We start from the raw sequence: 13,917 nt of genomic DNA on the forward strand, positions 1-13,917 counted from the left end.
CCGGCACGCGCACCTCCGGTTCGGTGGGGGTCACCGTGGCGGACCGGCCGCTCACGGTGACCCCGAACCTACTGCCGGTAGGTGTCGGGCCGGAAGACCCCTGTGGTCTACTGCACCGCCAGCACGTCGACGATGAACCGCAGCGGACCGGACGGCGCGCCCGGACGCTGCGGCTTGTCGCCGTACGCCAGGTCGGCCGGGATGTCGAGCTGGACCCGGCTGCCCACGGTCTGACCCTGCATGCCCTGGTCCCAGCCCGGGATGACGTTGCCCTGGCCGAGGCCGAAGGAGAACGGCTCGGACCGCTTCCAGGAGGCGTCGAACTCCTCACCGGTCTTGTACGACACACCGACGTAGTTGACGGTGATCTGCTGACCGGCCTGGGCGGCCGGGCCGGTGCCCCGGATCAGCGGGGTGGCCTTCAACCCGGTCAGCTCGCCCTCGCCCTTGGTGGCCTGCGGCTTGGTGCACAGGGCCTGGTCGGCCCCCTCGGGCAGCTTGGGGAAGTCGCCAGCGCAGCCGGCGGGAGCCGCGGCCGGCTTCGGGTCGTCCTTCTCCCCGTTGCGGACCACCACGAACACCCCGACGATCACCGCGATGACGGCGACGCCGGCCACCGCGCCCAGCCACGCCTGCCGGCGCTTACGCGCCTCGGCGGCCTTCTTCGCCGCCAGCTGGTCGGCGAGCCGCCGCTGTGCCTTCGTCTCCTTGCCCTGGCCCTCGCCCGCCGGACGGTTCTCCGTACGCTCGCTCACGTCCTCGACTCCCTGCTGATGTGGGTGGCCGGCCCGGCGACCCGGTGCCGTGGCCAGCGCACACGGTACCCGGATCGATGCCGTGGGTGGGTCGTCGGCCGTCACCGTGTCCCCGGATCGACACCGCGTCCCGTTCCACCGGCTCTTCCAGCGGGTGCCCCGGGCCGTCCGGCGGTAGGTTCTCGACCATGGCGATCCTCACCGACGAAGACAAGGCCCTGCTCTCCGAACCCCAGCTCGCCCACGTGGCGACCATCGAGGCGGACGGCGCGCCGCACGTCACCCCGGTCTGGGTGGACGTCGACGGCGAGCACATCCTGTTCAACACCGCCCTCGGACGGCAGAAGTACCTCAACATCGCCCGCAACCCGGAGGTCGCGGTGTCGGTGGTCGACCGGGCCGACGACTTCCGCACCCTCTGGGTCCGGGGTACCGCCGAGTTCGTCACCGAGGGCGCCGACGCGCACATCGACCGGCTGGCCAAGAAGTACCTCGGGCAGGACACCTACCCGTTCCGGCGGCCGGGCGAGGAGCGGGTGATCGTCCGGATCACGCCCACCCGGAAGCTCGGCATGGGCTGACCGCCGGGATGCACACCCCGGCGGGACGCTCCCCGTCACGCCGGGGGCAACGTCGCGACCCGCCCGGTCAGGCGCTCTTTCGCGGAGCGGTCTTCTTCGCGGCGGTTTTTTTCGCCGAGGCCTTGGTGGCCTTCTTCTCCGTGGTCTTCTTCGCGGCGGTCTTCTTCGCCGGTTCCGCCTTCTTCGTCGGGGTCCTGCGGGCGGGGGTCTTCTTCGCTGGTTCGGCCTTGGCCGCCGGGGTCTTCGCCGCCCGCTGGGCCGACCGGGCCGACGAGATCGGCGTCGGCTCGTCGGCCCCGCCGGCCGGTGCCTCGCCCCGGGCCACCCGGGCCCGCTCGACGGACGCCTTCAACGCCGCCATCAGGTCCACCGCGGCGGCCGGCGCGGCCTCCTCCTCCGCCGGCTGGACCACCTCACGCCCCTCCACCTTGGCGTCGATGACCTCCTGCAACGCTGCCCGGTAGTCGTCGGTGAAGGCGTCCGGCTGGAACTCCCCGGCCATCGAGTCGATCAGCGAGGCGGCCATCGCCAGCTCCGGCGGGCGGACCTTCAGGTCCTCGTCCAGGAAGCCGAAGTCGGGGGTACGCACCTCGTCGGGCCAGAGCATCGTGTTGAGCAGCAGCACCCCGTCACGGACCCGCAGGGTGGCCAGCTGCTCCCGCTGACGCAGCGCCACCTTGACGATCGCCACCCGCTCCGAGTCGGCCAGCGCGTCCCGCAGCAGCACGTACGGCTTGGTGGCGGTCCCCTCCGGCTCCAGGAAGTAGGCCTTGTTGTAGAGGATCGGGTCGACCTGCTCGGCGGGGACGAACTCCAGCACGTCGATCGCCCGGGAACTGGTCAGCGGCAGGTCGGCGAAGTCGGCGTCGGTCAGGATCACCAGCTCGCCGCCGCCCAGGTCGTACCCCTTGGCGATGTCGTCGTAGCTGACCTCCTCGCCGCAGACCGAGCAGGTGCGTTTGTACCGGATCCGGCCGCCGTCGTCCCGGTGCACCTGGTGGAACCGGATGTCCTTCTCCTCGGTGGCCGAGTAGAGCTTCACCCCGATCGAGACCAGCCCGAACGACACCGCCCCCTTCCAGATCGCCCGCATCCCCGCTCCTCTCGCCGACCTGACCAGGATCGCAAACGATCGAAGCCCCCGCACCACCTTCCGTGTGCAACTACATTCGGAGAGTGTCCGGCGCGCCGTTGAAGCCGATGCTCGCCATGACCGGGCCGCTCCCGGTGGGTGCCGGCTGGGCCTACGAGTTCAAGTGGGACGGGGTACGGGCGCTCGCCGACCTGACCGGCGGACACCCGCACCTGTACGCCCGCTCCGGCGCGGAGATCACCGCCGCGTACCCCGAGCTGGTGACCCTGGCCGAACAGGTGGACGACGCGCTGCTCGACGGCGAGGTGGTCCTCTTTGATCCGGCCGGACAGCCCTCGTTCACCGCCCTCGCCGAGCGGATGCACGTGCGGGACCGGGCGAAGGCGGCCCGGCTGGCGGCGACCATCCCGGTCACGTACATGATCTTCGACCTGTTGCGGCTGCGCGGCGAGGACCTCACCGGGTGGCCGTACCACGAACGGCGGGCGGCGCTCGACGGCCTGGGGCTGGGCGCGGCCCGGTGGACGGTGCCGCCCTGCTTCACCGACGGCGCGGCGACCTACCAGGCGGCCGGGGAACACGGGCTGGAGGGGGTGCTGGCCAAGCGGGTCGATGCCGCCTACCGGCCCGGGGTGCGGTCGCCGGACTGGATCAAGGTCAAACTGGAGGTGACCGGTGACTTCGTCATCGGCGGTTGGCGGCCCGGCGCGCGGAAGATCGGCGGGCTGCTGGTCGGGGTGCCCGGCCCGGACGGGCGGCTCACCTACCGGGGGCGGGTCGGCGGCGGGATCGGCGCGGCCCTGGAACGGGAACTGCTGGGCCACCTCGAACCGCTGCGGGTCGACAGCCCGCCGTTCGCCGGGGACCTGCCGCGCGAGGACGCCCGGGGCGCGCTCTGGGTGACCCCCCGGATCGTCATAGAGGTGAAGTACGGCCAGCGCACCCCGGACGGGCGGCTGCGGTTCCCCCGGGTGCTGCGGCTGCGCCCCGACAAACCGCCCGGGGAGGTCGAGGATGCCTGACCGGGTGAAGGTCGAGGTCGACGGCCGGGCGCTGGAGCTGTCCAACCTGGACAAGGTGCTCTACCCGGAGGCCGGCTTCACCAAGGGTGAGGTGATCGACTACTACACCCGGATCGCCCCGGTGCTGCTGCCGCACCTGGCCGACCGGGCGCTGACCCGGATCCGCTTCCCCAACGGCGTCACCGGCGGCTCGTTCTTCGAGAAGAACGCCCCCGCCGCCACCCCCGACTGGGTACGCACCGAGACGCTACCCGTCCCCGGATCGAGCAGGGGGCGGGAGACCATCGACTACGTGGTCGCCGACGACCTGCCCACCCTGGTCTGGCTGGCCAACCTCGCCGCCCTCGAACTGCACACCCCGCAGTGGCGGATCGGTGCACACCCGGACCTGATGGTCGTCGACCTCGATCCCGGCCCCCCGGCGACGCTGCGGCAGTGCTGCCGGGTGGCGCTCCTGCTGCGCGACCGGCTCACCCGCGACGGGGTGACGGCGTACCCGAAGACCTCCGGCAAGAAGGGCATGCAGCTCTGCTGCCCGATCGGCGGCACCCAGGACGCCGAGGTCGTCTCCGGCTACGCCCGGCGGATCGCGCAGGAGCTGAAACAGGCACACCCTGACCTGGTCGTGTCGAAGATGGCGAAGAACCTGCGGCCCGGGAAGGTCTTCATCGACTGGAGCCAGAACAACGCGGCGAAGACGACGGTCGCGCCGTACTCGCTGCGGGCACAGTCGATGCCGGCGGTGTCGACGCCGCTGACCTGGGATGAGGTGGAGGCGGGGGCGGCGGGGAAGCGGCCTTCGGCGAAGCCGTACACGGCGGGGGAGGTGCTGCGGCGGGTGGAGAAGTCGGGCGACCTGCTCGCCCTGCTGCTCGACGGGGGTCCTATGCTGCCGACGGAGTGAGCCGGGTCGTGCTCCGCGCCCCCACGGCCCGGTCGACCGGTCACCGCTCGATGATGACGCCGTTCGCGTCGATGCCGTGATCCCGCCAGTAGACGTCCCACTCGTCGTCGACATGCTGCGGGACCTTGCCCTGCGGGTAACGCACGTAGGGGGCGGTGGGCTCCTGATCGTCCGGGAAGCAGGCGCTACCGCCCTCGCCGCCCACCGCGATCGCCGGGTACTCGCCGTCGCTGCAGATGCTCTCCCGGTAGCCGCAGCCGCTGGTCAGCAGCAGCCCGCTCAGGCTCACTGCGGCAAGGACGACCGTGATCTTCGTTCGCATGGGTCGAGTCTGGTCGGGGAGGCCGACACTGTCATGCGCACGCGTACTCACCTCTCGTCGCATCGGCTCCGGGCACGGTGGCGCGGCTGCTCCGCTCGGGCCTTCCGCTCGCTGTTTCCGATCGGTGGGCTCGGTAGGGTGGGGCGATTCGTCCGGACAGGAGGCCCGATGGCTGCCCAGCTCGCCGCCAGCACGTCGACCGATGCGCCTGAGCAGGTCGATCGGCCGCTGCTGACCTACTGCGACGACGCGACCGGCGAGCGGACCGCGTTGACCGCCAGCCAGCTCGGCGGTTGGGCGGCGCGCACCGCCGGGCTGCTGCGCGACGGGTGCGGGCTGGGGCCGGGCAGCCGGGTCGCGGTGCTGCTGCCGCCGCACTGGCGTACCGCTGCGGTGTTGCTCGGGGCCTGGTCGGTGGGGATGGCGGTGTCGTTCCGGCCGCGCGCTACCGCCGGGTTGCCGGTCCTCGAACCGAGCGGTGACCTGGCGTACGACGCGGTGTTCGTCACTCCGGAGCGCCTCGACGACTGGCTGGAGGACGTGCCCGACGGGGTGCACCGCTATCTGGTCGGCACCGGCCCCGGGGCGCTGGCCGACGTGCCGGTGGGCTGGCTCGACTGGTCCGCCGAGGTGCTCCGGCACACCGACACCCCACCCGACTACGCCGCCGTGCACCCCGCCGCCCCGGCAACCCCCGACGGGACGAGCTACGCCGTCTGGGGACGCCTGGCGAAGGAGGTGGCCGCCCAACTCGACCTCCACCCCGGCGACCGCCTGCTGGTCGACGCCGCCGAACACGAACAACCGGTGAAGTGGCTGCTCGCGCCGCTCGCCGTCGGCGCGTCCGTGGTGGTCTGCGCCAACCTGGACCGCGCCGGGTCGGCCGACCGGATGGCCGCCGAGCAGATCACCCGGGTGCTCTGACTCTGCCCACCCCCGTCCCCACCCCCGTCCCGCTCCGCGTCCGCGTTGCGCTCTCCGCTCCCCTTGCGCCCCGGTGATCAAGAGGTTTGCGTCAAATTTGATCTTCAGGTTGACGCAAACCTCTTGATCACCGGGGCGGTTCGGGTGGTGGTTGGACTGGAGTGGGGGTTAGTGGGGGAGGGGGCGGCGGGTGCAGGGGGTGGTGTGGTCGGGTGGGAGTGTGCAGCGGGTTCCGCCGGGTAGGGGGCGGTCGCAGAAGACCCAGTGGTGTACGTCCTGGTGGTCTTCGGGTGACACCGTTACGCCGCCGGGCTCGACGCGGGCGCTGAGCCGGGCCAGTACCCGGGCGGCGGTCCGGGCGAAGATCCGGGCGCGCAGCAGGTCGGGCGCGGTGACCGGCAGGTGGATCACCCAGCGCTCGGTCATCGGTACCGGTGGTTCGCCGACTGGGCGCTCTGCCATGCGCGCAGTGCCCTTCTGATGCGGACGTTCTCCTCCTGCGCCGCGACCAGGGCGGTCTGCGCGAGGGTGAGTTCGTCGGCCACCCGGTGCAGGAAGGCGCGGATCTCGGCGGGGTCGACGCCGCGCCGACGAAGGTTGAAGCAACGCTCACGGATCTGCCAGGGGCGCAGCGGGGACGGACGCATCGGCACGGTGCCCAGCCCGCCCGGGAGCGGAACTGTCGGGGGCGTCAAGATCACATTGCGATAGGAAGCACTCTCCCCGGCGTGTCGTCTCCCTATCGGCAATTTGATCATGGGGTGGGTCGACGGGCTGTTGATCGGCACCGGTGGTCGTGGGGCGTGGGGCCGGCAGGTCAGCCAGCGGATCAGCCGGCGGAGCAGGTGGCGCACGAGGTGACCGCCCTTCGGAGAGGCCGCAGGTCGTTGGGGGAGGGGTGGCCCCGGCCGCTTGCGATCGGCGGGTACCACCCCTGCCGCCACCCGCAGGGCAGGTGGCAGCGCCGCGCCGGGGGAGCGCGGGGGTGAGGTCTCGACGGCGATGCGAGACCGGTGCGAGAGGTGCCAACCGACCGCAACAGCACCGCATCACCGACAGCGACGGTACCGATACCTATCACCTCTGTCAACTCTCTCTTATCTATCGAATCTGGCTGGCGCGTGGTCCTTGCCTGCTGCCCCTGTGTCAGCTATTGCTCCTCCCTCATCTATTGCTCAATACTGGGAGGGCCAACCGACTGCAAGGGGCCTTTACGTGCCGATTCCGCCGACGATGGGTGAGTTGATCAACGATCTGCTGCGGCGGATCGAGGAGGGCGAGTTCCGGCCCGGCTCCAAGATTCCGTCCACCCAGCAGCTGGCCGACGAGTACGACGTGTCGGTCTCCACGATCCACCGAGCCGTGGCGACGCTGCGGGACCAGGGCGTACTGGTCGGGCGGCCGGGGCGCGGCGTGTTCGTGGCGGAGTCCGCCCGGCGCTGACCGGCCGCCGCACATGGTGTTCGGGTAGGGGCGTCCCGGTCCCCGATCGGCGGAGACGGCGATGTGGCGGTGTCCGATGCAGCGCGGTCGACCTCCGGCAGGCGTACGACCATGGTCTGCTCGGGGCGGTGCGACCGTGGCTCGGCTACCTGCTGCTGGTGGAGGAGGAGCCCTGTTCCCTGCGGAAGAGTACGCCTCGCAGTGGCACGTTCCCCGTCGACCCGGCCTTTGGTGAGACGTCGTACCTCGACCGGTACGTGCTCCTCTGCAAGCGCCTCCGGAACGCGGGTCTCTATGACTCGACCTGTCTGCTGGCCTCCTCGCGGGAAGGCGATGCGGTTGTTCGGCAGCCGGATCCGGAGGTGGGATTCGCTGCCTTCGGCGCGGCCATCCTGGCCCGGATCGAGGAGGTCGGGTTCCTGCGCCGGAACTGAGTCCTACGGGCACGGCGTGGTCAACTCAAGGGAGCCGATGTGGCGCTGTCGAACACCTGGTGATGGCGCTACATCGGCTCCCCTGAGTGGATCACGGCGGGTGTGCCGACGGGTGGGGTCAGCAGGTGGTGTTGCCGGCGGGAACCCAGCCGTCGAGGGACGGGTCCTCGGCACCGTGGCCGTAGATCCAGGTGTCGTTGTCCTCGGACCAGCCCTGGCCGTGCCAGCGGAACCCGCGTCCGGCGGTCAGGGTGCGCAGCACCTGGCCGTGCGGCGCCGTCCGCAGCCAGGTGTTCTGGGTGAGGTTGCACAGGAAGCCGGGGGCGTCGCTGGCCGAGGCCGGCGCGGCGGCCACGGCGGTGCCCGGGACGGCGACGACCGCGATCGTCAGGACGTGCAGAATCCGGCGCTTCACTCTGGTTCCCTTCGACGTGCCGATGTCGACGGGTCAACCGTCGACTGTGGACAGACTAGCCGTCGCGGCGGACACCCGCCGGTCGGGCGGAACGAGAGCGGCCCGGCCGACGGGAACGCGGCGGAATGAGAGTGGTCCGGCCGACGGGAACGCGGCGGAATGAGAGTGGTCCGGCCGACGGGAGTGCGGGGGAACGAGAGCAGACCGATCGACGAGAACGCGGGGGAACGACGGCAGTCCGGCCGACGGGAACGCGGCGGTGCCGGTCAGTCGACCGTGGGGAGCTTCGGGCCGAGGATGTCGTCGGCGTCGACGATGGTGTACGCGTACCCCTGCTCGGCGAGGAAGCGCTGCCGGTGGGCGGCGTACTCGGTGTCGATGGTGTCCCGGGAGACCACCGTGTAGAAGTGCGCCTGCCGGCCGTCGGACTTCGGGCGGAGCACCCGACCCAGCCGCTGGGCCTCCTCCTGCCGGGAGCCGAACGTCCCGGACACCTGGATAGCCACCGCCACCTCGGGCAGGTCGATCGAGAAGTTGCCGACCTTCGAGATGACCAGCGTGCGCAACTCGCCGGAGCGGAACGCGTCGAACAGCCGCTCCCGCTCCTTGTTGGTGGTGGAACCCTGGATGATCGGGGCGTCCAGGTACTCGCCCAGCTCGTGCAACTGGTCGATGTACGCGCCGATCACCAGCACCTGGTCGTCGGGGTGCCGCTGCACGAGGGCGCGGACCACCGGCAGCTTGGTGCGGGCGGTCGCCGCCATCCGGTAGCGCTCCTCGGCCTCCGCCGTCGCGTACGACATCCGCTCCGCGTCGGTCAGGGTGACCCGTACCTCGGTGCACTGGGCCGGGGCGATCCAGCCCTGCGACTCGATGTCCTTCCACGGCGCGTCGTACCGCTTGGGGCCGATCAGGCTGAACACGTCGCCCTCCCGGCCGTCCTCGCGGACCAGGGTCGCCGTCAGGCCCAGCCGGCGGCGGGCCTGGAGGTCCGCGGTGAACCGGAAGATCGGGGCGGGCAGCAGGTGCACCTCGTCGTAGACGACCAGGCCCCAGTCGCGGGCGCCGAACAGGTCCAGGTGGGTGAACGCGCCGCCGCGCCGCGAGGTGAGCACCTGGTACGTGGCGATGGTGACCGGGCGGATCTCCTTGCGCTCACCCGAGTACTCCCCGATCTCCTCCTCGGTGAGCGAGGTGCGGGCGATCAGCTCCCGCTTCCACTGCCGGCCGGCGACCGTGTTGGTGACCAGGATCAGCGTGGTCGCCTTCGCCTCGGCCATCGCCGCCGCGCCGACCATGGTCTTGCCCGCGCCGCAGGGCAGCACCACCACCCCGGACCCGCCGGCCCAGAACGCCTCCACCGCCTCCCGCTGGTACGACCGCAGCGTCCACGGCCGGCCGCCGTCCTTGCCGGCCTCGGCCAGCTCGATCGGGTGCGCCTCGCCGTCGACGTAACCGGCCAGGTCCTCCGCCGGCCAGCCCAGCTTCAGCAGGGCCTGCTTCAGCCGACCCCGCTCCGACGGGTGCACCCGGATCGTGTCGTCGTCGATCTTGTCGCCGAGCATCCCGGCGAGCTTCTTGCTCTTGGCGACCTCGATCAGCACCATCCGGTCCAGCCCTCGCAGCACCAGCCCGGACGCCGGGTCGTTGACGAGCTGGAGCCGGCCGTACCGGTCCATCGTGTCGGCCACGTCCACCAGCAGCGCGTGCGGCACCGGATAGCGGGAGTACTTCAGCAGCGCGTCGACCACCGCCTCGGCGTCGTGCCCGGCCGCGCGGGCGTTCCACAGCCCCAACGGGGTGAGCCGGTAGGTGTGCACGTGCTCCGGGGAGCGCTCCAGCTCGGCGAAGGGGGCGATGGCCATCCGGCAGGACTGGGCGTCCGGGTGGTCGATCTCCAGCAGCAGGGTCTTGTCCGACTGCACGATCAGTGGTCCACCGCTCACGCCAGGTCCTCTCCTCGGCCGGAATCCCCGACCCGTGGCGAATCCCCCGCAGGCCGACCATCCAGTGTTGCACGCGGGCGGGGCGGTGCCAGAAAATCCTCGCATCGGGTGCAACTATTCCCCGGCGACACACGTCTACCAGTGGGACGACCGATCTGGGGAGGCACATCATGCAGGTCCGTTACCGAGCCCGGGTCGTCGCCCTGGCCATGGTCACGCTGGTCGGCGCAGGGGGCTGCGCGCCCGATCGGCAGGCCGACCCGGGCGGCGTCGGTGCAGGGATCGCCCCGGTCGGCAGTGCGGAGCAGGTAACGGGGGCGGGTGCCGCCACCCTGCCCGACCGGCTGACCGGGTCCACCAGCAAGCCCCGCTCCCGCAAGGCGCAGCCGGAGGCCGCCGCCGAGCCGACCCGCACCACCAAGGCCCCGAAGCCGTCGAGCGGACGCCGCCAGCCCAGCCCGACGAAGGCCAACCTGACCCGCTGCGAGCAGGGCGAACACCAGCGCGAGGTGGAGACGTACCTGGCCCGGCTGGGCGGGTTCGGCACGCTCACCGTCGACGGCCGGCAGACCGACGCCGACTGCGCCGCGATCAAGAAGTTCCAGCAGCGGTACGACATCCGCCCCGCCGAGGGACGCGCCGGCCCGACGACGCTCGACGTGGCGAAGCGGCTGGCCACCACCGACGTCAAGCGCTGCTCCGCCGGCTCCGGCACCACCTTCTGCGTCGACCTGACCCGGCAGACCACCTGGGTGATGCGCGACGGCAAGGTGGTCGCCAAGCCCACCGTCACCCGCACCGGCATGGCCGGCTACGCCACCCCCGCCGGCACGTACAAGGTGAACCTGCGCAACCTCAAGGAGTGGTCCAACCCCTACGAGGTCTGGCTGCCCTACTGGCAGCGCTTCAACGGCGGGATCGGCTTCCACGAGACCACCACCTACCTGCACAACGCGGCGATCGGCTCGCACGGCTGCGTCAACCTGCTGCACGCCGACGCGGTGCGCTGGTGGGAGCTGGGCAAGGTCGGCTCCCGGGTGGTCCTGGTGGGCCGTCGCCCCGGCACCTGATCCTCTGCTCACCCCGCCCGTCTCGCCTCCGGCCCGTCGGTAGTTGTCCATAGGGGCCGGATCGGGGGTATTTCCCCCTGTCCGTCCTGGCCACCGGGTGCCACCCTGGAGGTCAGGGGCCGGATGGGGTGGGAGGGCTGGGATGACCGTCGATCACGAGATGATCTCCGAGGATGCGGCGAACGGCGACCGGGTGCCACCGACCGAGGTCTCCACGGCCACCGTGGTCGGGTACGCCGTCGCCGGGACCGCCGTCGTCGGCTGGTTCCTCTTCGGCTGGCTGGTGCAGCGGCAGGGCTTCATCGACTCGGTAGGCGAGGCCGCCGGCACCGGCTTCGGCCTGCTCCTCATCGTCTCCGTCATCGGCACCGTACGCCGCAGCCGCCGCTGACCGGCGACCCGCACACCGCCGGGCCGCCACGCCACGCCGCCCACGGGGGCGTGGCGTGGCGGCCCGGCGGTCACTCCTCCCGGACCGCCGCCGTGATCCGGTGCAGGGCGAAGGTGTGCAGCATCTCGGTCCGCTCGTCCTCGGCCCGCAGGTAACCGGCGCCGATGGACACCGGCCGCAGCAGCCGGGACAGCGTCGCCCCGTGCGCGTCGACGTAACCCACCCAGACCAGCGCCTTGTCCCGGACCGCCTGCTGGAGCACCGCCAGCGCCTCGGCGTGACCGTGCGCGGGCAGCGGCCCGGCCGCCGTACGGGCCGCGCCGCCGCGGACCACCGCCGGGGCCCGCCGGGCCGCCCGCGCCGCCGCCTCACCCCGCCGGATCTGCTCCACCACCCCCATCAGCCGGGGCAGCGCCAGCCGGGGCGTGCCCAGCGGATCGTGCGCCCGGCCGGTCGACGGCGTCCGGGTCGGTGCCCGCCGGACCCGGGGCCGGGCCAGCACCATCGTGCCGCTGGCGTCCTCCGGCACCGGGGCGTACCCGGCGTCCCGCAACGCGGTCAGCATCCGTCCCACCTGGTACGAGGTGCAGAGCACCGTCGGGGCCAGCCGGCGGAACGCCAGCGGCGTCAGCCGCCGGTCGGCCAGCACCTCGGCGAGCAGCGCCTCGTCGTCACTGCGCACGTACCCGCCGGCCGAGCCGACCCGCAACCCGCCGTGCTGACGGGCCACGTCGTCCACCAGATAGGTCAACCCCTGCGGGATCGGGGTACGGGACCGGCGGCGGAACAGCTCGTGCAGGTCGTCGGCGGTGTAGCCGGAATCCAGCGCCCGCCGGACACTGGCCGTGGTGACCCGGTACACGCTGGCCCCGCCCGCCGACTCCGGCTCGCCCACCGCCTCCAGCTCGGCGGCCAGCGTCGGATCCGGTGGACCGGGCACCACCACGCTCAGGTCGGCCTGTACCAGGAAGTGGTCGACCGGGGCGGGGAGCAGGGCGTCCAGCGCCCGCACCGTGCTCGACGGATCGCCACCCTCGGTGTCGGTGCGCAGCCCCAGCGGGTCGTCCCCGCCCCGCTCGTCGGTGGCGGTGACGTCGGCGAGCAGCAGCCGCCCGTACGAGGTGAGCGCGCCGAGGCCGGTCACCCCGAGCCGGGCCGCCTCGGTCAGCACCTCCCGGTGTGCGGCCTCCCGCCCCCGACTGCGCCGGGGCGCCCGCCAGTCGAGCAGCGCCTGCACCTCCTCGACGGTGGGGGCGGTGGCCGGTTCCAGCTCGGCCAGCACCGCGAGCACCGCCCGACGGGCGGCCGGCGCACCGGCCCGTTCCGCCTCGGGGGAGAGCGCGCTGATCGGCCGGTCCCGGTCGTCGCGCTGCCCGACCAGCCCGGCCTGCCGGCTCATGGTCAGCCAGGCGCGGGCCAGCTGCTCCCACCGGTGGGCCAGCGACACCGCCCGCCACACCTCGTACGCGCCGGTGGGCAGCACCTGCTGTTCCCCGCCGTACCGGCTGGCGGCGGCGGGCAGCTCCAGCTCACCGAGCAGACCGGCCGCGTACGCCACCTCGACCAGCAACGCGGTGGTGGGTTCGTCGAGGGTCACCGAGCGGGCCAGGCGGCGCAGGTCGCGTACCCCGATGCCGCCGGAACGCAGCACCGGCGCGGGTTCGGCGGTCAACGCCTCCAGCAGCGCCTCGGTGTGCCGTACCACCTCCATGGTCTGGCCCACCCCGGCCGAGTCGACCGCCTTCGCCTCCCGGGGCGGCGCGTCGACCGGCGGCGGGTCGGCCCGCAGCGGACCGAGCGGGCCGGTGTCCCGACGCAGCAGCAACCCGACCTCCCGGGGCAGCTCGACCGTCCCGGCGGAGACCGCCACCAGCAGCCGGGCCTCGACCAGCCAGCGCACCGGCGAGCCGGTCGGGGCACCACCGTTGGTCGGATCGGGGGGCAGGTCGTCCTCCGCGCCGAGCGCGGGCGCCCGCAACGAGCCCGGCGGCACGCTGCCGACCGGCGGGCCGGCGGCGAGCCGGTCCAGGACCGCCCGCGCCGACGGGGGCGCGGCGAGCAGCGTCCGGCGTAGTTTCGCGGCGTCCGCGCAGAGCGCCGCCGCCCGCAGGTCCAGCTCCTCCGCGGGCCGGCCCAGCCCCGCCGGGTACGGGGCCAGCTCGTCCACGCTGCCGGTGATGCGCAGCGCCTGCTCCGGGCCGTACAACAGGAACCGGGCCCGGAGCCGGTCGACCGCGCCCCGGACGGTGGCCGGGGCGGGCGGGTGCGGGCCGGCGGTGGCCAGGGCGAGCACCGCGTCGGCGGAGGTGGTGCCGTCCGACGGATGCCGGGTGAGCCGGGCGGCGTCGAGGATCTGGAGGGTGAACTGGTCCAGCCCGTCGAGCGCGCGGGCGACCGACACCCGCGACTCGACCCGCAGGGCGAGCGCGGCGACGTCGGCCGGCACCGGTACGACGAGGTCGGGCCGCAACTGGAGCAGTGCGGCGAGGGCCTCGTCGGGCAGCGCACGCAGGTGGTCGGCGAGTGAGGTGGTCATCGTCGTTCCACGCTAGCCCGCTGCCGGGCGATCGCGCCCGCCGGACGTCCAGCTCGGACCGACCTGTCCGGGTACCTTCGC

General features: G+C 72.6%; 15 protein-coding genes and 1 pseudogene. 8 read left to right on the plus strand and 8 right to left on the minus strand.

Going from position 1 to position 13,917, the window contains the following annotated elements:
• Positions 1-107: 107 nt before the first annotated feature.
• Positions 108-755 (minus strand): FKBP-type peptidyl-prolyl cis-trans isomerase, encoded by a 648-nt coding sequence (locus O7625_RS10020; RefSeq protein ID WP_067300252.1) that lies wholly within the window; start codon positions 753-755, stop codon positions 108-110.
• A 188-nt stretch (positions 756-943) separates the two neighbouring features.
• Here O7625_RS10020 and O7625_RS10025 point away from each other — a divergent pair, with 188 nt between their 5' ends.
• The gene (locus O7625_RS10025) at positions 944-1,336 is read left to right on the plus strand and encodes a PPOX class F420-dependent oxidoreductase (RefSeq protein WP_067300249.1); all 393 of its coding nucleotides are present in this window, start codon (positions 944-946) and stop codon (positions 1,334-1,336) included.
• A 67-nt stretch (positions 1,337-1,403) separates the two neighbouring features.
• Here the strand turns inward: O7625_RS10025 and O7625_RS10030 are convergent, their stop codons facing one another.
• A complete protein-coding gene (locus O7625_RS10030) occupies positions 1,404-2,429 on the minus strand; it encodes a Ku protein (protein WP_282345552.1) in 1,026 nt (341 codons plus the stop codon).
• A gap of 83 nt (positions 2,430-2,512) precedes the next feature.
• Between O7625_RS10030 and ligD (O7625_RS10035) the strand changes: the two genes are divergently transcribed.
• Both ligD (O7625_RS10035) and ligD (O7625_RS10040) read left to right on the plus strand, forming a co-directional pair.
• The gene (ligD, locus tag O7625_RS10035) at positions 2,513-3,451 is read left to right on the plus strand and encodes a non-homologous end-joining DNA ligase (RefSeq protein ID WP_282345553.1); all 939 of its coding nucleotides are present in this window, start codon (positions 2,513-2,515) and stop codon (positions 3,449-3,451) included.
• Positions 3,444-4,355, plus strand: a complete 912-nt coding sequence (gene ligD / locus O7625_RS10040; protein ID WP_282345554.1) for a non-homologous end-joining DNA ligase — start codon at positions 3,444-3,446, stop codon at positions 4,353-4,355. Before ligD (O7625_RS10035) ends, ligD (O7625_RS10040) begins: the two co-directional genes overlap by 8 nt.
• 40 nt (positions 4,356-4,395) lie before the next feature.
• Here the strand turns inward: ligD (O7625_RS10040) and O7625_RS10045 are convergent, their stop codons facing one another.
• Entirely contained in the window at positions 4,396-4,677 is a 282-nt protein-coding gene (locus O7625_RS10045) for a hypothetical protein (protein ID WP_282345555.1), read from the minus strand.
• A 168-nt stretch (positions 4,678-4,845) separates the two neighbouring features.
• On the opposite strand from O7625_RS10045, the gene O7625_RS10050 reads away from it, so the two are divergent.
• Positions 4,846-5,601, plus strand: coding sequence for a TIGR03089 family protein (locus O7625_RS10050; RefSeq protein WP_282345556.1), 756 nt, complete (start codon positions 4,846-4,848; stop codon positions 5,599-5,601).
• A 168-nt stretch (positions 5,602-5,769) separates the two neighbouring features.
• On the opposite strand, the gene O7625_RS10055 is transcribed toward O7625_RS10050, so the two are convergent.
• The gene (locus tag O7625_RS10055) at positions 5,770-6,027 is read right to left on the minus strand and encodes a hypothetical protein (protein ID WP_282345557.1); all 258 of its coding nucleotides are present in this window, start codon (positions 6,025-6,027) and stop codon (positions 5,770-5,772) included.
• A pseudogene (locus O7625_RS10060) lies at positions 6,024-6,236 on the minus strand (DivIVA domain-containing protein); the annotation flags it as partial. The pseudogene O7625_RS10060 and the gene O7625_RS10055, both read right to left, overlap by 4 nt.
• Positions 6,237-6,816: 580 nt before the next feature.
• On the opposite strand from O7625_RS10060, the gene O7625_RS10065 reads away from it, so the two are divergent.
• Together O7625_RS10065 and O7625_RS10070 are read left to right on the plus strand one after the other, a co-directional pair.
• On the plus strand, positions 6,817-7,044 hold the full coding sequence (locus tag O7625_RS10065) for a winged helix-turn-helix domain-containing protein (protein ID WP_282345558.1): 228 nt from the start codon (positions 6,817-6,819) through the stop codon (positions 7,042-7,044).
• A complete protein-coding gene (locus O7625_RS10070; protein ID WP_282346883.1) occupies positions 7,041-7,478 on the plus strand; it encodes a PaeR7I family type II restriction endonuclease in 438 nt (145 codons plus the stop codon). Before O7625_RS10065 ends, O7625_RS10070 begins: the two co-directional genes overlap by 4 nt.
• A 118-nt stretch (positions 7,479-7,596) precedes the next feature.
• On the opposite strand, the gene O7625_RS10075 is transcribed toward O7625_RS10070, so the two are convergent.
• Positions 7,597-7,893: a hypothetical protein gene (locus O7625_RS10075; protein ID WP_204925850.1), complete on the minus strand. Its 297-nt coding sequence runs from the start codon at positions 7,891-7,893 to the stop codon at positions 7,597-7,599.
• A 266-nt stretch (positions 7,894-8,159) separates the two neighbouring features.
• Positions 8,160-9,839 carry a DNA repair helicase XPB gene (locus O7625_RS10080; RefSeq protein WP_282345559.1) on the minus strand — a complete coding sequence of 560 codons (1,680 nt, stop codon included), beginning with the start codon at positions 9,837-9,839 and terminating at the stop codon, positions 8,160-8,162.
• A gap of 167 nt (positions 9,840-10,006) precedes the next feature.
• Between O7625_RS10080 and O7625_RS10085 the strand changes: the two genes are divergently transcribed.
• Positions 10,007-10,909 (plus strand): L,D-transpeptidase family protein, encoded by a 903-nt coding sequence (locus O7625_RS10085; protein WP_282346884.1) that lies wholly within the window; start codon positions 10,007-10,009, stop codon positions 10,907-10,909.
• Between the two features lie 142 nt (positions 10,910-11,051).
• A complete protein-coding gene (locus tag O7625_RS10090; protein WP_282345560.1) occupies positions 11,052-11,300 on the plus strand; it encodes a hypothetical protein in 249 nt (82 codons plus the stop codon).
• A 70-nt stretch (positions 11,301-11,370) separates the two neighbouring features.
• On the opposite strand, the gene O7625_RS10095 is transcribed toward O7625_RS10090, so the two are convergent.
• Positions 11,371-13,836 carry a helicase-associated domain-containing protein gene (locus O7625_RS10095; RefSeq protein WP_282345561.1) on the minus strand — a complete coding sequence of 822 codons (2,466 nt, stop codon included), beginning with the start codon at positions 13,834-13,836 and terminating at the stop codon, positions 11,371-11,373.
• Positions 13,837-13,917 lie beyond the last annotated feature (81 nt).

The sequence above is a fragment of the Micromonospora sp. WMMD714 genome (genome assembly GCF_029581315.1).
Lineage (GTDB): Bacteria > Actinomycetota > Actinomycetes > Mycobacteriales > Micromonosporaceae > Micromonospora > Micromonospora rifamycinica.